The sequence below is a fragment of the Nonomuraea guangzhouensis genome (assembly GCF_019396345.1).
Classification (GTDB): Bacteria; Actinomycetota; Actinomycetes; order Streptosporangiales; family Streptosporangiaceae; genus Nonomuraea; species Nonomuraea guangzhouensis.
The window spans coordinates 147,929-169,137 of the sequence record NZ_JAHKRM010000008.1; the positions used below are offsets into that span (position 1 = coordinate 147,929).

18 protein-coding genes are annotated in these 21,209 nt (G+C 71.5%); 10 read left to right on the forward strand and 8 right to left on the reverse strand.

The window, feature by feature from the left end; genetic code table 11:
* Window positions 1-86 precede the first annotated feature (86 nt).
* On the forward strand, window positions 87-839 hold the full coding sequence (locus tag KME78_RS17875; protein ID WP_219530203.1) for a TetR/AcrR family transcriptional regulator: 753 nt from the start codon (window positions 87-89) through the stop codon (window positions 837-839).
* A 9-nt stretch (window positions 840-848) separates the two neighbouring features.
* On the opposite strand, the gene KME78_RS17880 is transcribed toward KME78_RS17875, so the two are convergent.
* The gene (locus KME78_RS17880) at window positions 849-2,054 is read right to left on the reverse strand and encodes an amidohydrolase family protein (protein WP_219530204.1); all 1,206 of its coding nucleotides are present in this window, start codon (window positions 2,052-2,054) and stop codon (window positions 849-851) included.
* Window positions 2,055-2,141: 87 nt separating this feature from the next.
* Here KME78_RS17880 and KME78_RS17885 point away from each other — a divergent pair, with 87 nt between their 5' ends.
* Window positions 2,142-2,735, forward strand: coding sequence for an HD domain-containing protein (locus KME78_RS17885; RefSeq protein ID WP_308126997.1), 594 nt, complete (start codon window positions 2,142-2,144; stop codon window positions 2,733-2,735).
* 7 nt (window positions 2,736-2,742) lie between these two features.
* On the opposite strand, the gene KME78_RS17890 is transcribed toward KME78_RS17885, so the two are convergent.
* On the reverse strand, window positions 2,743-3,459 hold the full coding sequence (locus KME78_RS17890) for a FadR/GntR family transcriptional regulator (RefSeq protein ID WP_219530206.1): 717 nt from the start codon (window positions 3,457-3,459) through the stop codon (window positions 2,743-2,745).
* Between the two features lie 139 nt (window positions 3,460-3,598).
* Here KME78_RS17890 and KME78_RS17895 point away from each other — a divergent pair, with 139 nt between their 5' ends.
* The 5 genes from KME78_RS17895 to KME78_RS17915 are packed head-to-tail and all read left to right on the forward strand — an operon-like array spanning window position 3,599 to window position 10,003.
* On the forward strand, window positions 3,599-5,206 hold the full coding sequence (locus KME78_RS17895) for an ABC transporter substrate-binding protein (protein ID WP_219530207.1): 1,608 nt from the start codon (window positions 3,599-3,601) through the stop codon (window positions 5,204-5,206).
* 19 nt (window positions 5,207-5,225) lie between these two features.
* Window positions 5,226-6,167 (forward strand): ABC transporter permease, encoded by a 942-nt coding sequence (locus KME78_RS17900; protein ID WP_246651285.1) that lies wholly within the window; start codon window positions 5,226-5,228, stop codon window positions 6,165-6,167.
* The gene (locus KME78_RS17905) at window positions 6,167-8,101 is read left to right on the forward strand and encodes a dipeptide/oligopeptide/nickel ABC transporter permease/ATP-binding protein (RefSeq protein ID WP_219530209.1); all 1,935 of its coding nucleotides are present in this window, start codon (window positions 6,167-6,169) and stop codon (window positions 8,099-8,101) included. The genes KME78_RS17900 and KME78_RS17905 overlap by 1 nt, the downstream gene beginning before the upstream one ends.
* A complete protein-coding gene (locus KME78_RS17910) occupies window positions 8,094-9,083 on the forward strand; it encodes an ABC transporter ATP-binding protein (RefSeq protein ID WP_308126998.1) in 990 nt (329 codons plus the stop codon). Before KME78_RS17905 ends, KME78_RS17910 begins: the two co-directional genes overlap by 8 nt.
* Window positions 9,080-10,003 (forward strand): dihydrodipicolinate synthase family protein, encoded by a 924-nt coding sequence (locus tag KME78_RS17915; protein ID WP_219530210.1) that lies wholly within the window; start codon window positions 9,080-9,082, stop codon window positions 10,001-10,003. The genes KME78_RS17910 and KME78_RS17915 overlap by 4 nt, the downstream gene beginning before the upstream one ends.
* A gap of 14 nt (window positions 10,004-10,017) precedes the next feature.
* Here KME78_RS17915 and KME78_RS17920 read toward each other — a convergent pair whose 3' ends face one another.
* Entirely contained in the window at window positions 10,018-10,392 is a 375-nt protein-coding gene (locus KME78_RS17920) for a BlaI/MecI/CopY family transcriptional regulator (RefSeq protein WP_219530211.1), read from the reverse strand.
* A 66-nt stretch (window positions 10,393-10,458) separates the two neighbouring features.
* Between KME78_RS17920 and KME78_RS17925 the strand changes: the two genes are divergently transcribed.
* Both KME78_RS17925 and KME78_RS17930 read left to right on the forward strand, forming a co-directional pair.
* Complete coding sequence (locus KME78_RS17925) at window positions 10,459-11,145, forward strand: hemerythrin domain-containing protein (RefSeq protein ID WP_219530212.1); 687 nt, start codon at window positions 10,459-10,461, stop codon at window positions 11,143-11,145.
* Complete coding sequence (locus tag KME78_RS17930) at window positions 11,142-11,639, forward strand: DUF4232 domain-containing protein (RefSeq protein WP_219530213.1); 498 nt, start codon at window positions 11,142-11,144, stop codon at window positions 11,637-11,639. Before KME78_RS17925 ends, KME78_RS17930 begins: the two co-directional genes overlap by 4 nt.
* A gap of 43 nt (window positions 11,640-11,682) precedes the next feature.
* Here the strand turns inward: KME78_RS17930 and KME78_RS17935 are convergent, their stop codons facing one another.
* The 4 genes from KME78_RS17935 to KME78_RS17950 form a co-directional block, all read right to left on the reverse strand.
* Window positions 11,683-12,627, reverse strand: a complete 945-nt coding sequence (locus KME78_RS17935; RefSeq protein WP_219530214.1) for a sugar kinase — start codon at window positions 12,625-12,627, stop codon at window positions 11,683-11,685.
* Between the two features lie 54 nt (window positions 12,628-12,681).
* A complete protein-coding gene (locus tag KME78_RS17940; RefSeq protein WP_219530215.1) occupies window positions 12,682-13,782 on the reverse strand; it encodes a winged helix DNA-binding domain-containing protein in 1,101 nt (366 codons plus the stop codon).
* 74 nt (window positions 13,783-13,856) lie between these two features.
* On the reverse strand, window positions 13,857-15,425 hold the full coding sequence (locus KME78_RS17945) for a clostripain-related cysteine peptidase (protein ID WP_219530216.1): 1,569 nt from the start codon (window positions 15,423-15,425) through the stop codon (window positions 13,857-13,859).
* Window positions 15,425-16,405, reverse strand: a complete 981-nt coding sequence (locus KME78_RS17950) for a hypothetical protein (RefSeq protein ID WP_219530217.1) — start codon at window positions 16,403-16,405, stop codon at window positions 15,425-15,427. Before KME78_RS17950 ends, KME78_RS17945 begins: the two co-directional genes overlap by 1 nt.
* Window positions 16,406-16,599: 194 nt before the next feature.
* On the opposite strand from KME78_RS17950, the gene KME78_RS17955 reads away from it, so the two are divergent.
* Window positions 16,600-19,341 carry a helix-turn-helix transcriptional regulator gene (locus KME78_RS17955; protein WP_219530218.1) on the forward strand — a complete coding sequence of 914 codons (2,742 nt, stop codon included), beginning with the start codon at window positions 16,600-16,602 and terminating at the stop codon, window positions 19,339-19,341.
* A gap of 4 nt (window positions 19,342-19,345) precedes the next feature.
* Here the strand turns inward: KME78_RS17955 and KME78_RS17960 are convergent, their stop codons facing one another.
* Complete coding sequence (locus KME78_RS17960; RefSeq protein WP_219530219.1) at window positions 19,346-21,199, reverse strand: protein kinase domain-containing protein; 1,854 nt, start codon at window positions 21,197-21,199, stop codon at window positions 19,346-19,348.
* Between the last annotated feature and the right edge of the window lie 10 nt (window positions 21,200-21,209).

Below are 21,209 nucleotides of genomic sequence, written 5' to 3' on the forward strand. Positions count from 1 at the left end.
GGGCGCCTTTCGATAACTGTGTCCGACGGACACGCGGTGTACGATAGACACAGTTTCAGAATGGCGCAATGCGAAGGGGAGCTGGGATGGCGGCGAAGAAGGACGGCGAGTCGGGGCCCAGGGATCAGGCGAGCGCCCTGGGGCTGCTCTGGGGGGCGGTCGGCCGGCCGACCCGGGGGCCCAAGCCCGCGCTCAGCCCCGAACGCATCGCGCGGGCGGCCATCGACATCGCCGACGCCGAAGGGCTCGCGATGGTCTCCATGCAACGGGTCGCCGCCGACCTCGACTTCACGAAGATGTCGCTGTACCGGTACTTTCCCGGCAAGACCGAGCTGATCGCCTTCATGATCGACACGGCTCTGGGGGAGCCGTCCGCCCTGGGCGAGGGGGACTGGCGGGCCAAGCTGAGGGAGTGGGCGGGGCGGTTCTGGGCGGTCCTCCAGCAGCACCCTTGGCTGCTCCAGGTCACCGTGGGCCAGCGGGCGGTCGGCCCCAACGAGCTCGGCTGGCTGGAGTACGCCGTCGAGGCGCTCGCCCCGACCGGGCTCGACGGGGCCGAGCAGCTGGACGCGGTCGTCCTCGTGACGGGTCACGTTCGCAACCTCGCGCAGCAGGCGCTGACCACGGTGACGCCGGCGGGCGTGCGGGCGGGCGGCACCGAGGAGAAGCTGATCTCGGTTCTGGTCGAGCTGCTGGAGGTGCACGGCGAGCGATTCCCCGCCCTCACGACCGCCGTCGCGTCCGCCGCCGCCGGGTCCGCCCAGGACGACGCGCTCGACTTCGGGCTGAACCGCATCTTCGACGGCCTGGAGCTGCTGATCGCCCAGCGCGCGAAATAGCCCGGGGGGTCAGGCCGAGGTCTGGGTCTGTCGTACGCCGCACCGCCAGATGTCGGCGATGGCGCGGGTGTCGGTGATGTCCCGGGTCGGGTCGCCGTCGACGAGCAGCAGGTCGGCGCGGAGGCCCGGGGCGATCCTGCCCCGGTCGGAGAGCCCGAAGTGGCGGGCCGGGAGGCTGGTGGCCGCCGCGAGCGCCTCCGCCGGCGTCAGTCCGGCCTCGGTCAGCAGCAACAGCTCGTGGTGCAGGCCGGCGCCGTGCGGCGGCCCGAACGGGGTGCAGTCGGTGCCCGCCAGCAGCGGTACCCCGGCGCGGAAGAGAGCCAGGGCCGCGTGCGAGGCGTTCGTCACGCCTTCGGAGTGCAGGGGGATGTCGCTGTACTCCCGGTTGAAGGTGGCCTTCGACCGCTCCGACATCCGGGCCGCGACCCGCGGGTCACGCAGGAGCTCCGTGCCCCCGGGATCGCCGGTGACGGCCTCCATGTACGTGATCGTGCTGATGACGAACGCGTCGTACGCCGCGATCCGGACGGCCATCTCCTCGGCCTCGCCGGGACCGGTGTCGGCGTACAGGTGCGCCAGCCCGTCGACGCCCACGTCCAGGGCGATCATCGCCTCCCGCGCGGTGACCGTGTGCGCGATGGCCTTGATCCCGGCGGCGTGCGCCGCTTCGACCAGGACGGCGGCCAGCTCCGGGCTGAGCACGGGCAGCCGCGTCCCGCCCGAGGCGCCGTCGTCGACCGCGATCTTCAGGTAGTCGGCGCCCTCCGCCAGCCGGGCCTCCACGAACGCCTTGGCCTGGCCGGAGTCGGCGACGGTGTCGATCGTGGCGTCCGTGCCCAGCATCTTCAGCACATCGGGGGTCATGATCTGGGTCGGGTGCCCGCCGGGCGCGGTGGCGATGACGCTTGAGCTGCGCAGGTCGGCGACGTCGTCGCGGTCGGCGGCCAACCGGCGCTGCTCGGCCAGGAGGGGCGGCAGGTTGTTCAGGTCGAGCTCGGTGGTGACGCCGAACCGCAGCGCCTCGGCGAGGTCTCCGGCGAAGGCGTGCGCGTGCGCGTCGATCAGGCCGGGGAGCAGGGTCTTCCCGGTGCCGTCGAGCTCGATGTCGGCGGGGCCGCCCGGCTCGCCGATGCGGTCGCCGTCGATCAGCACATCGGCACGGGGGATGGTCCGCTCGCCGTCGAAGACGCGGACGTTATTGATCAGAGTACGCATGTCACTCCTGAATTTGATTCGACATCAAACTAGACGCACCGCAGATAGTACGACGTCAAACTATCTATGTCCACTAGCATCTGGAGCGTGACTGAGGTCTTCACGAGCTGGAAGTCCTGGCAGGACGCCGTGCGGCCGCTCGCCGCGGCGCTGCCGGAGGAGACGGTCGAGGCGCTGGAAGGGGCCGTGGCCTTCGCCGTACGGCAGCACGGTGATCAGCGGCGGCCGACCGGTGTGCCGTACGTGGAGCATCTGCTGGAGGCGCTGGAGATCGCGGTGATCGGGGCGCAGATGCGTGATCCCGACGTACTGGTGGCGATCGTGCTGCACGACGTCGTCGAGGACACCCCGTGCACGCGCGCGGAGATCGCCGAGCGGTTCGGGGAGCACGTCGCCGAGCTGGTCGCGTGGGTGACCAAGCCCGGCGTGGCCCCCGGGCAGGACAAGGCGGCGGTGAAGGCGGCCTACCTGCGGGCGCTGGCGGGGGCGCCGGAGCAGGCCGTACTCGTCAAGCTGGCCGACCGGGTGAGCAACGTCCAGGAACTGCACCGGATGCCGGTGGAGTTCCAGCGGCGATACCACCGGGAGACGGTGGCGCACGTCGTGCCGCTGGCGGCGGCGTCACCGTGGTTCGCCCGCTGGTTCGCCGAATGGAGAGACGACTACCGGGCGTTCGAGTAAGGGCCGGTCAAGAGAAGCGGGTGGGCAGGCGGGCCAGGCGGTTGCGGACGCCGTCGAAGTGGGCGTAGACCGCCGCGACCGCCGCGCTCTTGTCCCCGGCCTGTACGGCCGCGTAGATGTCGCGGTGCCGCTTGGCCACGTCCGCCGGCGGCTCGTCCGGCGCGCCGAGCTGGTCGCGCAGCTGGTGGTACACATCCCAGAACGCCCCGAGCAGCTGGCTGACCAGCGGGTTGCCGAGCGGCCGGTAGAGCAGGTCGTGGAAGAGCCGGTCCGTCTCCGGTGACACGTCGCCGACCAGCGCCTCGCTCTCCATGCGCGCCATCACGTCGGCGACCGGCGTCAGGTCGGCCTCCGGGCCCAGATCGATGAGCCGCTGGACCAGGCCGGCCTCCAGGATCTCGCGGATCTCGGTGAGGTGGGCGAGGTGGTTCTTGCCGTCCTGGAGGGTGATGCGGCTGTGGAAGGCCAGCTCGTCGACCAGCCCGGCCAGCGACATCCGGCCCACGAACATGCCGAAGCCGTGGCGGATGTCGACGATCCCGACCGCCTGCAGCGCCTTGAGCGCCTCCCGGACGGAGTTGCGGCTGACCTGGAGCTCTTCCATGAGCTCGGTTTCGGTGGGCAGGGGATCACCCGCCACGAGCCCGCGCTGGAGGATGAGCTCTTTGACGCCCTCCTGGGCCTCGACTGCGCGGCTGGGCCGCGAGCGCGGGACAGTGGTCATGAATGATCCCTTCTAAGTATGCGCTTAGGTAACATTCCGGAAATCTCCTGTTGACCTCAACCGGGCCCGGCCCATAGCGTCCACCCTACGCACAACATAGGACATGGGACGTCCTACGTTCCAGTTCCAGGAGGCATCCGTGAGCTCTGAGTTCAGCCGCCGTGACTTCCTGCGCTACAGCGGGGCCACGGGTGCGGCGGCGTTAATCGCGTCCACCCTGTCCGCCTGCTCGGGCGGGCCGGCCTCGACCGGTTCGGTCGGCGCCGGATCCAACAAAGACCTGGTCACCGCGGTCATCGGCTATGGCAACGACGGGAGCTGGGACCCGACGCAGACGGCCTCGGCCTTCGCGATGGCCGGCATCCAGCACATGTACGAGGGCCTGCTCGACACCGACCCGATCACCCGCGAGCCGTTCCCGGCCCTGGCGACCGCGCTGCCCACGGACCTGAACGCCACCTCGTGGAAGTTCACCCTCCGCGACGGCGCGAAGTGGCACGACGGCCAGCCGGTGACCGCCGACGACGTGGTCTTCACCTTCGAGCGCATCCTCGACCCCCAGGCGAACGTGCTGACCGGCAACTTCTTCAGGTCCTGGCTCCAGGAAGTGAAGAAGATCGACGACAAGAACGTGGAGCTGGTCTTCAAGTTCGCCTTCCCCGACGCGGCGCCGCGGCTGACCATCGCCAAGATCATGCCCAAGCACGTCTTCAGCCAGCCCGGCGCCTGGGACGCGGCCAAGACCGGCAAGGCCGTCGGCTCGGGGCCGTACAAGCAGACGGCGCACAACCCCAAGAGCAACACCACCTTCGAGGCGTTCGCCGACTACAACGGGCCGCGCCCGGCCACCGTCAAGAAGATGAACTGGCTGACGATCGTGGACGCGGCGGCCCGCGTCGCGAAGATCTCCGGCGGCTCGGCCGAGGCGCAGATCGCCGACAACATCCCGTACGCCAACGTCGACCAGCTCAAGCAGCAGGGGCTGACCGTCGAGGGCGGCGCGGGCATGAACCACATGTTCCTGATGTTCAACACCGCCACCAAGCCGTTCGACGACGTCCGCGTACGGCAGGCGCTGCACTACGCGATCGACAAGAAGAAGCTGATCGACGTGGCCCTCAAGGGGCACGGCACCGCCTCCAGCTCCTTCCTCAACGAGGGCCACCCCGACCACAAGCGGGCCTCGGTCGTCTACGACTACGACCAGGAGAAGGCCAAGGCCCTGCTCAAAGAGGCGGGCGTGACCAACCTGACGATCAACCTGATGGCCGTCAACGTGAGCTGGATCGCCGACTGCCTGCCGACCCTCGCCGCCTCCTGGGAGGCGATCGGCGTCAAGACGACGCTGGAGCCGCAGGACACGGCCGCGCTGTTCACCAAGATGGACCAGTTCCAGGACTACCAGGTGGTCGCGGCGGCCTCGAACCCCAACCAGTTCGGCATGGACGCCGACCTGATCATGCGCTACAACTTCGTGCCCGGCGGCCTGTGGATGAAGTACAGCCACTGGGGCGAGAGCAAGGACGCCAAGTCCCTGTTCGCGCAGATGGACGAGGCCACCAAAGAGCCCGACAAGGCAGCCAAGACCGCGAAGGTCCAGAAATATCTGGATCTCATCGCGGAGCAGGCGGTCCTCTACCCCGTCGTCCACACCGAGCTGATGACCGCCTGGGACCCCAAGAAGCTGTCCGGCATCCGCGCGCAGGCTTACCCGGGCATCAACCTGCTCCAGGCCAAGCGCACCTGACATGGTCGTCATCGCCAGAATGCTCCTCCGGCGGATTCTCGTCCTGGTCCCGCTGGTGCTCGGGGTCGCCGCGTTCGTGTTCATCGTGATGCGTTTCTCCAACAGCAAGCCGGAGTACGCCTACTTCCAGGGCGCGAACCCGACCCCCGAGCAGATCCACCAGTTCCAGGTCGAGAACGGCCTGCTCGACCCGTTGCCGCTGCGCTACCTGCGCTTCATCGGCGACCTGGCCAGGGGTGACCTGGGCACCAGCGTGCTCACCAAGAAGCCGGTGCTCGAATCGGTCACGACCGCGCTGCCGCTGACGCTCCAGCTCACGCTGCTCGGCCTGCTCATCGCGGTCGTGCTGGCGCTGGTCTTCGGCGTCGCCGGGGCGCTGTTCCGTGACCGCTGGCCCGACCAGGTGATCCGCGTCGTGTCGCTGGTCGGGGTGGCGGCTCCGGCGTTCTGGCTGGCGCTGCTGATGATCCAGTGGCTGGCCGTGGGGCAGGGCCTGTTCCCGACCGGCGGCTACATCAATCCGGCCGACTCGACGAGCGGCTGGCTGCGCTCGATGACGCTGCCCGCCCTGTCCCTGTCGCTGCCGGTCGCGGCCCAGCTCACCAGGATCATCCGTACGTCGATGGTCGAGGAGCTGGACCGCGACTACGTACGCACCGCGATCGGCAGCGGGCTGCCGCCGATCGTGGTGGTCGGTCGCAACGTGCTGCGTAACGCACTGATCAACCCGCTGACCGTGCTCGGCCTGCGCATCGGCTACCTGATCGGCGGCGCGGTGGTCATCGAGCAGATCTACGGCCTGCCGGGCATGGGTCAGCTCATGATCAACGCGGTGCGCGACGGTGACCCCGCGGTCGTGCAGGGTGTCGTGCTGACCGTCGCGATCGGCTTCATGGTCGTCAACCTGCTGGTCGACGTCCTGTACCTGCTGGTCAACCCCAGGCTCAGGAGCGCCGCCTGATGAGACGTGGACTGACGGAACGCCTGTCCAAGCCGGGCGTCGCCTTCAAGCGGCTGCGGCCGATGTCGTGGGTCGCCGTGGGCGTCGTCGCCGTGGTCGTACTGGCCGCGCTGCTCGCGCCGCTGATCTCGCCGCACTCGCCGCTCTTCCAGGAGGCCGCCGGCGGCGGCCCGTCCGCGAGTCACTGGATGGGACTCGACAGCGCCAACCGCGACATCCTGTCCAGGCTCCTGTACGGCGCGCGCTGGTCGCTGATCATCGGCCTCGGCGCGACCGGCCTGGCCCTGGTCGTGGGGGCCGTCATCGGCGCCGTCGCGGCCACCTCCCGCCGGGCCGTCGACGAGACGATCATGCGCCTGCTCGACGTGATCATGGCCTTCCCCGGCATCGCGCTGGCCGCCGTGCTGGTGGCGGTGTTCGGCGGCAGCATTCCGGTGCTGGTGATGGCGATGGCCTTCCTCTACATGCCGTCGGTGGCCCGGGTCGTGCGGGCCAACGTGATCGCCCAGTACGGCGAGGACTACGTCGCGGCCGAGCGGATCATCGGCGCCCGCACCCCGCACATCCTGCTCCGGCACATCGCCATCAACTGCGCCGCGCCGGTGCTGGTGTTCTGTACGGTGATGGTGGCCGACGCGATCGTCTTCGAGGCGTCGCTGTCGTTCATCGGAGCCGGGGTACGCCCGCCGAACCCGTCGTGGGGCAGTGTCATCGCCGACGGCAAGAACATGGTGCTCCTCGGCGGCTGGTGGGCCACGGTCTTCCCCGGCCTGCTCATCCTGATCACCGTGCTCGCCCTGAACATCCTCTCCGAGGGCATCTCCGACGCCTGGGCCGCGCCCACCACGCGCAAGGCCGCGATCAAGAAGGACGACGCTTTCGAGGCGGCCCGGCCGGGCTCCGGCGAGATCGTCGAGCTGCCGGGACTGGCCGAGGCCGCCCGCAGGCTGGCGGAACGGGCCCGCCCGCTGCCCTCGGGCCCGCCGATCCTCTCGGTGGAGCGGCTGCGGATCGGCTTCACCGAGGGCGTGGACATCGTCGACGGCATCGCCTTCGAGGTGCGGCCGGGCGAGGTGCTCGGGCTGGTCGGCGAGTCCGGCTGCGGCAAGTCGCTGACCGCGCTGACCATCATGGGCCTGCAGCCCCGCGACGCCCGCGTCAGCGGCCATGTCCGCTTCGACCAGCAGGAACTCCTCGCGCTGCCGCGCCGCGCCCGCCGCCGCCTGCTCGGCCACGAGATGGCGATGATCTACCAGGACGCGCTCTCGTCGCTGAACCCGGCCATGACCATCAAGTCCCAGCTCAAGCAGGTCACCCGCCGCGGTGGCCGCCGGTCACCGGCCGAACTGCTCGAACTGGTCGGCCTGGACGCCCGCCGTACCCTGTCCTCCTACCCGCACGAGCTGTCCGGCGGGCAGCGGCAGCGGGTGCTGATCGCGATGGCGCTGTCGCGCGAGCCCAAGCTGATCGTCGCCGACGAGCCCACCACCGCGCTCGACGTGACCGTCCAGGCGCAGGTCATCGAGCTGCTGCTGAAGCTGCGCGAGGAGCTCGGGTTCGCGCTGATCCTCGTCTCCCACGACCTCGCGCTGATCGCCGACGTCACCGACCGCGTGGTCGTCATGTACGGCGGGCAGATCGTGGAGACCGGCGCCACGGCGACGCTGGTCGGCGCGCCCGCCCACCACTACGCCCGCGGGCTGCTCGGCTCCGTGCTGTCGCTGGAGTCTGGGGCCGAGCGGCTCACCCAGATTCCCGGCGTGGTGCCCGCGCCGGCGGACTTCCCGGCCGGCTGCCGCTTCGCCGACCGGTGCCCGATGGTCACGGACGTGTGCCGTACCGACGTACCGGAGCTGGAGGGGGACGCCCGGCAGCACGCCGTGGCGTGTCACCATCCCGCTGTCGTCCTCGTGGGGAGTGATCAGCGTGCTTGAGCTCAAGGACGTTCATGTCGTGCACAAGGCCCGCTCGGGCGGGCTGTTCTCGCGGGACCGCGTCCACGCGCTGACCGCGGCGAACCTCACGATCAGCGCCGGCGAGACGGTCGGCGTCGTGGGGGAGTCGGGCTGCGGCAAGTCCACGCTGGCCAAGGTGCTGGTGGCGCTGCAACGGCCGACGTCGGGCACCGTGACCTTCCGCGGCAAGGACCTGTGGGCGCTCAAGGACGCCGAGCGGCGGGACATGATCGGGTCGAGCGTCGGGATGATATTTCAGGACCCGTCCACGGCGCTCAACCGGCGGCTGCCCATCAGGCAGGTGCTCCGTGACCCGCTCAACGTGCACGGCCGCGGCACCCCGGCCGAGCGGGACGCCCGCGTGCGCGAGCTCCTCGACCTCGTCGGCCTGCCCGCCGGCGCGGCGGACCTGCTGCCGGGCCAGCTCTCCGGCGGTCAGCGGCAGCGCGTGGCCATCGCCAGGGCGCTCGCCCTCGAACCCGGCCTGCTCATCGCCGACGAGCCGACCAGCGCCCTTGACGTCTCGGTGCGGGCGCAGATACTCAACCTGCTGCTCGATCTGAAGGAGCGGCTCGGGCTGGCGCTGGTGTTCGTCTCGCACGACATCCAGACCGTCCGGCGGATGAGCGACCGGGTGGTGACGATGTACCTGGGCAGGATCGTCGAGCAGACCCCCGCGCACGCCGTACCCCTGAACGCCCGGCACCCCTACACGCGGGCGCTGTTCTCCGCCACGCCTGGGCTGATCTCGCCGATCAACCCGATCCCGCTGGTCGGCGTCGTGCCCTCGGCCACGAGGCCGCCGAGCGGCTGCCCGTTCCGCACCCGGTGCTGGCGGGCCGACGAGGAGTGCGGCGCCGCCTGGCCCGCGGCGCGGAGCGACGCCGACCACCTCTACCACTGCCACCACCCGGTGGCGGCGGGGGCCACCGATCTCGAACTGATCCAGGAGCGTGCATGACGAAGAAGTCCGTGACGAAGCTGACCGGTGTGATTCCCCCGGTCTGCACCCCGATGACCTCCGATGGCCAGGTGGACGCCGACTCGCTGATCCGGCTGGTCGACCACCTGATCGAGGGCGGGGTGGACGGGCTGTTCGTGCTCGGGTCGTCGTCAGAGGTGGCCTACCTCACCGACGCACAGCGCCGGGTGGTGCTCGACACCGTGGCCGGCCATGTGGGCGGACGGGTGCCGGTGCTGGCGGGGGTGATCGACATGACGACGCCGCGGGTGCTCGAACACGTGCGTGTCGCCGTCGAGGCCGGGGTGTCGGGACTGGTGGCGACCGCGCCGTTCTACACGCGCACCCATCCCACCGAGATCCGCACCCATTTCCGGACCATCAGTGCTGAGAGTGGATTGCCGGTCTATGCCTATGATCTGCCGGTTGCCGTACACACCAAGTTGACCGCCGAACTCCTGCTGGGACTGGCCGCCGAAGGGGTCTTGGCCGGGGTCAAGGATTCGAGTGGGGACGACGGCGGCCTGCGGCAGGTGATCCTCGGGCGCGAGGCGCCGTTCAGCGTGCTGACCGGGTCCGAGGTGACGGTGGACTCCGCCCTGTGGATGGGCGCCGACGGCGTGGTGCCCGGCTTGGGCAATGTGGATCCCCACGGGTACGTCCGGCTCTATCAGGCGGCCCGGCAGGGCGACTGGGAGGCGGCCCGGCTGGAGCAGGAGCGGCTGGTGCGGCTGTTCGAGATCGTCACGGTCGGCGGTGGCCGGATGGGCGGGAGCTCGTCGGGGCTCGGCGCCTTCAAGGCCGCGCTGCACCTGCGCGGCGTCATCGACCACCCGGCCACCGCGCTGCCGCAGGTCCCGCTGAACGACGAGGAGACCGCTCGCATCGGCAAGCACCTGGCCACCGCGGGCCTGCTGTAACGATCCGGCAGGCCCTACGCGCGCCGGTCCTTGGGCGGGAAGACCTGCAGCGCCGCCTCCAGCGCGGTGGCCTCCTCCGGGGTGAGGCGTTCGAGGAAGTGCACGAGCGTGGCGGCCTGGTTGCCGCTGCCGGCCAGGGCGCGGCGCATCAGGTCGGCCGTGTAGGCCTCCTTGGAGGCGATCGGCTCGTAGACGTACGCACGGCCGACGGGCTTGCGCTTGAGCAGGCCCTTGGTGTGGAGCTTGTCCATCACGGTCATCACCGTGGTGTAGGCGATCTCCCGCTCTCCGCGCAGGTCTTCGAGCACCTCCCGGACGGAGGCGGGCCTGCGGTAGGACCACATCCTGTCCATGATGGTGGACTCGAGCTCTCCCAGGCCGCGGTTCATGAGCACATGCTACGGCTTGGATCAGCGGTCAATCATTTGGCAATCGGCGTCGCTCATCCTGTCCTCGTGAATATTGACAACAGTCCTGCCATCTGGGAGATGGTGGTCGTCCACCGCGTGTTCCGCCGTGAGTTCAGGCTGGCCCCTGAGCTCATCCGGCAGGTGGCCCCCGGCGACACCGAGCGGGCCGGCACGCTGGCCGCGTACCTGAGCGAGATGCTGACCGGCCTGCACCACCACCATGAGGCCGAGGACAAGCTGCTCTGGCCGGTGCTGCTCGGCCGGGTGCGGCTGGAGAGCGACCTCATCCACACGATGGAGGAGCAGCACGAGCGCGTCGCCGGGCACATCTCGGCGCTGGAGGAGTTGCTGCCCGCCTGGCGCGCCGAGGCCGACGCCGACCGCCGGGACCGGCTCGCCGACACGCTGCTCGACCTGCACGAGGAGCTGCTCGTCCACCTGGACCAGGAGGAGGAGCGCATCCTGCCGCTGGTGGCCGAGCACCTGACCAAGGCCGAGTGGGACACGCTGTCGGAGTACGCCCGCGCGCAGCTGCCCAAGGACCGGCTGCTGATCCAGCTCGGCGCGCTGCTGGAGGACGCCACGCCGTGGGAGCAGGAGGCGTTTCTCGCTCTGATGCCGATGGCCGCCCGGGTCCTGTGGAGACTGGTCGGGCAGCGGCAATACCGGCGCGAATGCCAGAAAATCCGGCGTAGAACTGTTGTCGCGTTTCACGCGTCGAAACACACATGATGAAGTTGAGGATCGCCGTACTCGTGGGCGGGCTGCTGCTGGCCGGCGGCGCCGCCCCCGCCTTGGCGCAGGAGACCGCGCAGCCGGCCCAGGCTCCGGGGCGCTGCACCACGTCGCAGCTCCAGGTGCGGCTGGGCAGGGTGGACGCCGGGGCGGGCAACCGCAACGTGCCGCTGGTGTTCACCAACCGGTCGCGGGCCGCGTGCACCCTGCAGGGCTATCCCGGGCTGGTGATGTTCGACAAGCAGGGTGACGCCCTGCGGACCCGCGTCCGCCGGACGCCGGGAGCGCGGCCGAAGGTGACGCTCAAGCCTGGTGGCAGCGCCCGCGCGAACCTCCACTGGACCGTCGTGGAGACCGGCACCGAGACCACCTGTCCCGGCTCGGCCCGGCTGATGATCATCCCGCCGGACGAGCGGGCGCACACGGAGATCCCGTTCGTCACCGACCGCGTGTGCGACCAGGGCCGACTGGACGTCACACCGATCAGGTGACCGACCGGCGCGGGCGCGGCCGTGCAGGGGTGGGGTGGGGTGGCTAGCGGCTGACGCCGTCGGCGGGGCGCTGGAGCAGGTTCAGGTCGGCCCGGCTGGGCAGGCTCTCCCAGTCGCCCTGCGAGGTCACCGCGAACGCCCCGGCCGCGCACGCCGTGCGCAGCCGCTGCTCGGCGTCCGCGCCGGCCAGCCAGTCAGCGAGCCACCCGGCCGCGAACGCGTCCCCGGCGCCCACCGGGTCGACCTCCGTCACCTGGAACGGCCGAGCCTGCCGCACCGAGCCGCCGGAGAACTCCAGCGCCCCCTCGGCACCCGACTTGACCAGCACGTGCCCGGGACCGAGCGAGGCCAGCGCCTTGGCCAGGTCGGCGGCGTCTTCGACATCGGCGATCAGCCGGCCCTCCGGCACGGTCGCGAACAGCACGTCCACGTCGCCGACCGTCTCGCGTAGCCAGGCGCCTGCCTCCTCGGGCGTCCACAGCGCCCGGCGGTAGTTGATGTCCAGCGACACGAACACCCCGGCCGCCCGGGCCACGGCGATCGCCTGCCGTACGGTCTCGCGCGCGGACGCCGACAGAGCCGGAGTGATCGCGGAGACGTGCAGCACCCGGGCGGTCTCGATGAGCGTGGGGTCTAGGTCGCCGGGCGTGAGTCGGGAGGCGGCACTCTTCGCCCGGTAGTAGCGGACGTCGACGAGGTCGGCCGTCCGCCGGCCCTTGATCATCAGCCCGGTCGGCGCGTCCGGGTCGGTGATCGCCCGGACGTCGACGCCCTCACCCTGGAGCGTGAAGCGGATCAGCTCGCCGAACTCGTCGGCCCCGACCCGGCTGATCCAGGTGGCGCTGTGGCCCAGGCGGGTGACGCCGATGGCGACGTTCGACTCGGCGCCGCCGACACCCAGGTCGAAGTCGCGGGCGAACCGCAGCGGACCGGTGCGCCGGGCCGCGAACAGCGCCATCGTCTCACCGAAGGTCACCAGATCGGTCATAAGCCAGCCTTCCGGGCGGTGCGGGCGGACCGGCGCAGCGTACCTCACGGGCTCTCAGGTCCTGGACGGATTGTCGAAGATCGCGAGATCGTGCTGGTCCTCCGGCGCCAGGAACTCCAGCAGCCGGGTCCCCTCCTCGATCACCGCGTCAAAGTCGGAGATCGGCCCCCACCGGTGGATGCCGAGCGTCGAGATGCCCTTGGCCCGGCGCACCGTCCAGTCGCCCACCGGGAACCCGTCGACCAGGATGATGCGCGGCACCACGTTCGTGCCCATGAAGCCGCCCAGCGCCGTGGCCGCCGCCTCGGTGATGACCCTCGACCGGTCGGCGTGCGACAGGAAGAGGTTGTCGAAGTCGTACATCAGCCGTACCGGCGCCGGCGTGTCCTCGCCGGGCCGTATCGCGTCCGGCAGGTCGTACAGCGTCCGGCCCGACGCGTCGCGGAACCGGACCAGGTCCATGGACTCCACCACCTCGCCCAGCCGGGTCAGCCCCGACCAGGTCTGCACGTCCATGACCGAGGCCGGCCCGAACGCCGTGAGGTAGCGCACCACCAGCTCGGCCGCCGTCATCGGGGGCACCGACAGTCCGAGCCACGATTCGGCGCTGGTGTGCGCGACCGGGCCGGCCTGGCCCCACAGCCCGCGGGGCGGCACCTGCACCAGCGGCACCAGCCACCGCACCCCCTGCCCCAGCGCGTGCGGGTCGTTGTCCGGCCACCGCTCGGCCAGGGCCTTCCCGAGCTGGGCGAAGGTCATCGGCCGGGCTTCGAGCAGCGCCCGGCCGGCTGTGGCGAGCTCGTCGAGGTCCACCCCGCGCAGGCGTTTGCCGAACGTGCTCCTGGTCATCCGCTCGGTGACGATCTGCACCAGCGGCCGCATGGCGAGGCAGTCACGCGCGCTCACCAGGTGGATCGTCGAGCGCTGCAACGCGATGCGGACGAGCGCCCGCGAGGCCAGCAGGTCGGAGGCGGCCTTGGCCTGGAAGCCCGCGACGCGGTTCCACAGGCCGGTGTACCAGGTGTGCGGGGTCTGCGCCTGGAGCCCGCCGAGGCGCTCGACGACGTCGAGCACGGGCAGGTCCGTACGGCGGAGCAGCAACTGCCGGTCGAGGGTGGCCCGGTTGAGTGCCCGACGGCTGAGAAGGGGGTCCATGCGACACAAGGTAGGGGCTATCGCGGCCGGTCCCTGGCCGCGATAGCCCCGATGTCACCGGCACCGTCGCCGGATCATGGTCGGCGTGGTCTCCTCCCGCCGATGCCCCGGGCGTCGGCGTATTCCTTGAGGAACCTGTCCCATTCGGTGTCCCGGGCGATCTGCAGGTCCGCGTAGTACGGGGAGATCGTCCGCTCCATCGGGAAGTACGCGCTGAGCCCGCCGCAGTCCTCCACCTTGGCGCCCTGCCGGTCCTCGTGGATGACGAAACCGCCCGGGTTGTGCAGGGCGATCATCTTGTCCGCGACGGAGGCCAGCGTGGGGTCCGTCCGGGTGTCGGCGATCAGCGCCAGGCAGAGCGTACGCAGGTCGATCAGCGACCGGTCGGTGTGGAACCGGGTGGCGACCGACTGCACGCTGTCCACGACCGACCGGTTGGCGTGCACCTGCCCGCGCAGGGACTCGGCGAGGGTCTCGAACTCCCGCATGAACTCCTCGATCCGCGTCGCGTCCACCGCGCACTGCGTGACGGTCGTCGGACTGGCCCGGTAGGACCGCAGGTACTCCTCGACGACGGTCCGGCCGAGGTCCCTGGCGTCCATCCGCGGGTTGCCCGCGAGCGTGGTGAGGATCTCCGTGTACGGCCAGCCCTCGTTGGGCTCCGTCTCCTCCGAGCCCACCACGACGCCGACGTGCTCGCGGATCTGGTAGCACACCTCCAGACAGCTCATCAGGCAGGCGTCCATGCCCAGCAGGTCGATCGGCCGGCCCAGGTCGGTGTGCAGCTGCCGCAGCACGTTGTACAGCTCGACGGTGTCCATCGAGTGCAGCGTGCCGTCGTCGCTGGAGATGGCCCGGGCGTGGCCGGTGGGCAGGGTCAGGAGCCGGCGCAGGGACGTGGAGAACACGCACTTGCTGATCTCGGGCGTCTCGGTCAGCCGGGCCAGCTCGGAGAACGACGGCTCGCCCTCGGCCGGGGCGGCGCGGGGCACCCGCCGGATGTAGCCCTGCTCGACGTCGCGCCGCACGGCCCGTCCCCTGACCTGCGTGTAGAGCTGGTTCAGGTCGTCCGGGCCCCAGCCGCCGCCGTGGTTCCAGATCACCAGCGCGTAGCGCTCGGCGGGCGCGCGCCTGACGGTCCAGCGGGCGAAGTCGACGAGCGTCTGCGGATGGCCGGAGTCGACCGGGGGAGCGAGCTCCTCGACCAGGTCCCGCGTGCCTCCCGGGCTGAGCTCCATGTGCTGGGCCCGGCCCTGGATGCCATGGCGTTTGACGAAGGCGGTGACCCGGACGCCGTTGTACGACGCGAGGGCGCGCAGCTCCTCAAGATCCCGGCCGGCCGCGTCGGACAGGCTGTTGTTGCCCGCCATGTAGACCATGAACGTCCACGGGGCCGGTCCCCGGGGCGTGCTCTCCTGCTCGGCGGGGTCGCTGCGGGTCTCCCCGAGCGCCCGCCAGGTGGCGGCACCCGCGATGCCGTCGGCGGGGATCCGATGGCGCTGCTGGAAGCCGAGCACCGCGCCGTAGGTCGAGCCGCCGAAGTAGCCGTCGGCCTGGATGCGGTAGCCGCGGCTGCGCAGCAGTTCCTGGAGCCGCCGGACCTCTTCTCCTCTGCTGCCGAGCCGCAGCGGGGTCTCGGCCATCAGCCGGCTGCCCAGTGGAAGGTGAAGCACTTGGCGTCGGGCGACAGGTCGCCGGTCGGGATGACGTACATCGGGGTGTGGACGCCGAACATCTTGGCCTTCCACAGCACGATGCTGCCGCCCGTCTGGACGGACCTGGAGTCGAACCCGGCCTGGTCCGCGCCGCCGGTCTCGACGAAGCAGATCTGCCGATCGGTGTCGTCGGTGACCTGCACGCCCTTCCACCACAGGCCGTGGGGGGCGGTGCTGACGCGGACCTCGGTGGTGCCGGGCGGCGCCGGCGTCTCGGTCAGGTAGATCACGTCGCCGTCGTGCATGCGGTGGCCGTTGAGCAGGTCGTTCCTGCTGATGCGGATCAGCTGGAACAGGCCGCGGCCGGGCATCCGCTCGTAGCGGACGGGCGAGCGCTGGTCGCCGTGCACGATGGCGAGCAGCTCGGGCAGCGCGGACACGATGGCGGGCAGCACGGCCTGCGTGATCGGCCCGAAGAAGCGCTGGTTGAGCTCCCGGTCGGTGACGCGTACCGGCTGCTCGCCGCGGTGGCCGGCCATGTTCTGCAGCAGGCCAGGCAGGAGCTGCACGACGATCGGCGCGAGCGTGCCGACGAGCTGCGGCGCGAACTGGAGGAAGCGGTCCTCCTCGTTCTGGTCGATGTCCGGCTTGGGCGGGCCGAACGAGAGCAGCTGCTCGACGAGCGGCGGCATGAGCGCCTGTACGGTCGGTACGGCCACGGAGATGAGATCCATGAACGACCGGTCCGTCGCCAACTGCGACGGCATGGGGAAGAAGGGGCTCTGCTGCGTGAGGTTCCGCTGTTCCGCGACGGGCCAGGCCGGCATCGGCGGCGTGGCGATCGGGGGCGCGCCGAACTGGTTGGCGGCCGGATAGGTCAGCTGGAGGTTCTGGAGGATGGTGGGAAGGAGCACATTGAGCATCCGTGCTTCCGTTCCCCGCTGCTCCTCAGCGATGTAGGACGGCATGTCATCTCCCGGCGTCTTTGGCGGCATTCGTCCTCGTTGGACGCTATGAACGGTGGTCACTTCGGACATCCGGGAACGCCCTGGGGATAACCCCGGGGCTCCTCCCTAGGGATCGAATCGGGTGACTCAGGCCAAACAGTGACTAGACGCTCGGCGGCCTAAGGCTCACCATGAGTTGGTCTGGGGGTGAGTCCATGACAGCCCGCGCCGTACTCACCGGACCAGAGCGCTCCCGCGACGAGCAGTTCGTCGGCCGAGGCCGGGAGCTGGCGGTCCTTCACGCCCAGCTCGGCCGCGCCTTCGAGAGCCGGTCCGGTCTGGTGGTGGTGGAGGGACCTGCGGGGATCGGCAAGACCGCGCTGGTGCACGAGTTCCTCGCCAACGTCGAAAGAGCGCTGGTTCTGGATGTGAGCGGAGAGGAGAGCGAGGCCGAACTGCCGTACGGGGTGCTGGGCCAGCTCGGTGCCCAGGCCCAGCCCGTACCGGAGCCGCTGGCCCAGTTGCCGTCCATGGGCGAGCCCGAGCACCCCGACCCGCTGGTGGTCGGGGCGGCGCTGCTCGACCTGCTCCGCCAGCTCCAGCGGGTGGCCCCGGTGGTCATGGTGGTCGACGGCGGCGGCTGGGCGGACCTGCTGTCGCTGCAGGCGCTGACGTTCGCGCTGCGCAGGCTGCGTAACGACCGGGTGCTCGCCATCGTCATCGCCAGGGAGAGCGACCATCCCCGGCTGCCCGACGGCCTGCGCCGGCTGCTGCGCGGCAGCTCCGCGCTCCGCCTGCCGCTCGGCGGGCTGAGCGTGCGTGAGCTGCAGGCGCTGAGCGGGCGGCTCGGCCCGGTGCGCCTGACGCCCCAGGCGGCCGAGCGGCTGCACCGGCACACCAAGGGGGTACCGCTGCACGTCCGCGCGCTGCTCCAGCAGGTACGCCCGGAGACCCTGGCCGACGTGGACGCCCCGCTGCCCGCACCCCGGTCCTACACCGCCCTGGTACGCGGCCGGCTGGCCAAGTGCGGCCCGCCGGCCCAGCGGCTGGTCACCGCGGCCGCGGTGCTCGGCACCTCGGCCCCGCTGCACCTGGTGGCCCGGATGGCCGAGCTGGACGAGCCGCTCCCCGCCCTGGAGCAGGCCGTCGCCGTCGGCCTGCTCGTCGAATGGCGCACCGGCGCCGGGGTGTCGCTCGGCTTCCCCAATCCGCTGGTCAGGGCCGCCATCTACGACGATCTCGGCCCGGCCACCCGGCGCCGGCTGCACCTGCTGGCCGCCGACCTCGTCGCCGACGTGGTGCACCGGCTGCATCACCGGCTCTCGGCCGCAGACCGGGTGGACGACGCGCTGGTGGGCGAGGTGGCCGAGATCGGGCGCAGCCAGGCCGCGGCCGGGCTCTGGTCGAACGCCTGCGGCTGCCTGGCGCGGGCCGTACAGCTCACCCAGGAGGGGACCGAGCGGGACCGGCTCATCGCGGAGGCCGTGGAGGCGCTCGTCGCGGCCGGCCGGCCGGGTGAGGCGGCCGAGCTGGCCGCGCAGGTGGCGCCCGCTGCCGATCCCGGGGTGCGCGACTACGCGCTCGGGTCCGTGGCGCTGGTCAACGGGCGGCTCGACGAGGCGGGCAGGCACCTCGACACCGCCTGGCCGCACGCCAAGCGGCAGTGCGGGCTGGCGGCCGGGATCGCCGGTCGGCAGGCCATGGCCGCGCTCGCGGGCGGGCGCGGCGCCGACGCGGTGCGCTGGGCCGAGCAGGCCGGCGGCGACCTGGTGCGGTTCGCCGAGCTCGTCGGGCTGGGACTGGCCGGTCGTGTGGAGGAGGGGCTGGCGCGCTCCGGCAATCTGCCCGCCGCCGCGCAGAGCGACTCCGGCGAGCTCGACGCGCTGCTCGGCCGGGGCATGCTGCGCCTGTGGAGTGACGATCTCTCAGGAGCGCACGAGGACCTGGCCGGCGTGCTGGCCGTGGGAAACGGCCGCTCCGCGGCCTTCCAGCTGCTGGTGGAGACCGCGCTGGCCCAGGTTGACTACCGGCTGGGGCGGTGGGACGAGGCCGTCATGCACGCCGAGTCCGGCGCGCTGGCCGCCGACGACTTCGGCCAGCTCTGGCTGGCCGCCTACGCGCACGCCGTGGCCGCGCTGGTGCCCGCCGCCCGTGGCGAGTGGGACCGCGCCACCGCCCACGTACGCGCCGCCCGCGCCGCGGGCCACCCGGACAACCTCATCGCCCAGCTCAGTACGGCCAGCGCCGACGGCCTGGCCGCCACGGCCCGCGGCGACCACGAAGCGGTGATCGCCGCGCTCACCCCGCTGACCAGGACGCACCTGCCCTGGGAACCGGCGATGGCGTTCTGGCCGGGGCTCCTGGCCGACGCGCTGGTCAATGCCGGCGACCCGGACGAGGCCGAGAACGTGCTCGGGCCGTGGGAGCGGCAGGCGAGGGACCAGGAGCGGCGCAGCGCGCTGGCCGCCACCGCCCGTGCCAGGGCCGCGCTGCAGGCCGCCAGGCACGCCTCGGTCGAGGCCGAGTCCGCGTTCCAGACCGCGCTCGAGCACTCGGCCAAGGTCGACATGCCGTTCGAGGAGGCCAGGATCCAGCTCGCCTACGGTACGTTCCTGCGGCGCAGGGGGCGCCGGGCCGCCGCGGCCGAGCAACTGGAGGCGGCCCAGGTCACGCTCTCCAGGCTGGGCGCGCTGCCGTACCTGGAGCAGTGCGGTCTGGAGCTGGCCGCGAGCGGCCGGTCGGCGCCGCGCCCACGGGACACGGCGCGGCTCGGGCTGACCCCGCAGGAGCACACCGTGGCGGTGCTGATCAGCCGCGGGCTGACGAACCGGCAGGCCGCGCGGAAACTGGTGCTCAGCGTCAAGACCGTCGAGTACCACCTGAGCCACATCTACACCAAGCTCGGCATCACCTCGCGTACCGCGCTGATCGGCCGGCTGAGCGATCTTCGGGAGTAAGGGATCAGCCGAAGATCTGGTGCTCGCGCCGGGTGTAGCCCGGCCTGGTGGCGGCTGCCATCAGGCGCAGCGGCCAGCCCTTGAGCAGCCGCGCGGCCTCCTCCGGCGTGGCGTGGCGGAGCAGCCATGGTGCGGTGAAGGTCAGCTCGCGCCGCATGGCCCGCTTGGCGACCCGCTTCTCCACCCGCACAAAAGCATCGAACGGCACGAACCGCAAGACGATCGGGAACAGCTCGGACTCCTTCTGGGTGATGTGCTCGTCGAGCGGTCCCAGCAGCTCGCCCAGCTGCCGGCCGAGCGCGCCCAGGTCGCCGGTCAGCGCGGCGCGGCAGCGGTCCAGCAGCGGGTCGAGCGCCTGGTGGCCGTCGGTGTAGGGGGTCAGGTCGACGGCCTGGCCCGCGGCGCGCTCGATGACCGGCCACAGCAGGTCGTCCTCGTTGGCGTGGTGGTGGTCGATCTCCGTCAGCAGCGCGGCCGTGTAGCCGCGCACGGCCCTGCTCCTGGGGTCGCCGAGCTGGGCGGGCCGGGCCAGCAGCTCGATGAGCCGCCGCAGGTCGGTCAGCATGGCGCGGTGGATGACGTACATGGAGGTGAGGTCGGGGCTGGGCGCGCCGTCTTCGCGGGTGGCGGCAGCGGGGATCTTCTGTACGGCGCGCGCCGGCGCGGGGTCCGGTCGCCGGGCAGCGGAGTCGTCCGATCGCCGTGCGGAGGAGTCGTCCGGTTGCCGGGCAAGGGAGCCGTGCGATCGCCGTGCGGGGGAGCCGCTTGAGTGCTGCCGGGCCGCCGAGTCCTGGGCCGACCAGCCGCGCAGCCGTGGCCAGGCGCGGAAGAGCGCGGCGCTGGCCGGGGCGACCCGGTCGTCGCTGATCGCCACCAGCTTGCCCACCTCGGTCGTGGTGGGCTCGACCCGGACGCTGAGCCGTACCAGCAGGCCGGCGGCCACCAGGCGGGTCAGCACGCCGCCTTCGTCGCCGTCGTCCTTGACCTCCTCGCCGTCGAGCAGGCGCAGCAGCAGGCCGGGCAGCTCGCCCTGCTGCGCCGGGGTGAGTGCGGCGTACGCCTCCTCGGCCACCTCGCCCAGCGAGCGCGGCCCGGTCATCCCGGCGGGCGGGCGCAACTCGGTGCGGCCGCCGACCAGCAGCTCCGCGGCGGAGGGACGGTCCGCGGGGTTCTTGGCCAGGGCGCGTCCGGCCAGGTCGCGCAGCGGCTGCGGCAGGTCGCCCAGGTCCGGGTCGACGGTCAGCAGCCGGTGCATGATCCCGCCGAGGCTCTCGCCCTGGAACGGGTCGCGGCCGGTGGCCGCGTAGAGCACGACCGCGCCCCAGGCGAACACGTCGGCCGCTGCCCCGGCCCGCTGCCCGGTGAGCACCTCGGGCGCCAGGTAGGTGTATCGCCCGCCGACCGGGTCGCCGGCCGCCATGCCGTAGTCGATCACCCGCGGCCCGTCCGGGGCCAGCAGGACGTTCTCGGGCTTCAGGTCGCGGTGCGCGATGCCCGCCTCGTGCAGCGTGCTGAGCGCGGTCGCCAGCGCGGTCGCCAGCGCGAGCAGCTCGTCGCCCGCGTACGGCCCATGAACGGCCACCGCCTGCCGCAGGTCGGGCCCGTCGGCGAACTCGCTGACGATGTACGGGCTCTCGCTGTCGAGCCCGACGCCGACCACCCGGGCCAGATAACGCGGCTTTACCAGGCCGACGGCCTCGGCGAGCTGCCTGGTGACCTCGCCGCGCGGCACCTTGATCGCGAACCGGCGGCCTTCGTCGTTGTAGGCGTCGTAGACCACGCCGCGGCCGCCCGCGCCGAGCCGCCCGGCCAGCCAGTAGCCGCCAAGTCTCTCGGGGTCACCGGGCACCAAGCGCATCGTCACTGCT

Coding starts and splice junctions, on each gene's coding strand:
- KME78_RS17945 (WP_219530216.1), bottom strand. CDS start 15,425: ATGGCCGAGACCCCGCTGCGGCTCGGCAGCAGAGGAGAAGAGGTCCGG.
- KME78_RS17935 (WP_219530214.1), bottom strand. CDS start 12,627: ATGACCGATCTGGTGACCTTCGGTGAGACGATGGCGCTGTTCGCGGCC.
- KME78_RS17930 (WP_219530213.1), top strand. CDS start 11,142: ATGATGAAGTTGAGGATCGCCGTACTCGTGGGCGGGCTGCTGCTGGCC.
- KME78_RS17880 (WP_219530204.1), bottom strand. CDS start 2,054: ATGCGTACTCTGATCAATAACGTCCGCGTCTTCGACGGCGAGCGGACC.
- KME78_RS17900 (WP_246651285.1), top strand. CDS start 5,226: ATGCTCCTCCGGCGGATTCTCGTCCTGGTCCCGCTGGTGCTCGGGGTC.
- KME78_RS17890 (WP_219530206.1), bottom strand. CDS start 3,459: ATGACCACTGTCCCGCGCTCGCGGCCCAGCCGCGCAGTCGAGGCCCAG.
- KME78_RS17915 (WP_219530210.1), top strand. CDS start 9,080: ATGACGAAGAAGTCCGTGACGAAGCTGACCGGTGTGATTCCCCCGGTC.
- KME78_RS17920 (WP_219530211.1), bottom strand. CDS start 10,392: ATGAACCGCGGCCTGGGAGAGCTCGAGTCCACCATCATGGACAGGATG.
- KME78_RS17905 (WP_219530209.1), top strand. CDS start 6,167: ATGAGACGTGGACTGACGGAACGCCTGTCCAAGCCGGGCGTCGCCTTC.
- KME78_RS17955 (WP_219530218.1), top strand. CDS start 16,600: ATGACAGCCCGCGCCGTACTCACCGGACCAGAGCGCTCCCGCGACGAG.
- KME78_RS17875 (WP_219530203.1), top strand. CDS start 87: ATGGCGGCGAAGAAGGACGGCGAGTCGGGGCCCAGGGATCAGGCGAGC.
- KME78_RS17960 (WP_219530219.1), bottom strand. CDS start 21,199: ATGCGCTTGGTGCCCGGTGACCCCGAGAGACTTGGCGGCTACTGGCTG.
- KME78_RS17940 (WP_219530215.1), bottom strand. CDS start 13,782: ATGGACCCCCTTCTCAGCCGTCGGGCACTCAACCGGGCCACCCTCGAC.
- KME78_RS17950 (WP_219530217.1), bottom strand. CDS start 16,405: ATGCCGTCCTACATCGCTGAGGAGCAGCGGGGAACGGAAGCACGGATG.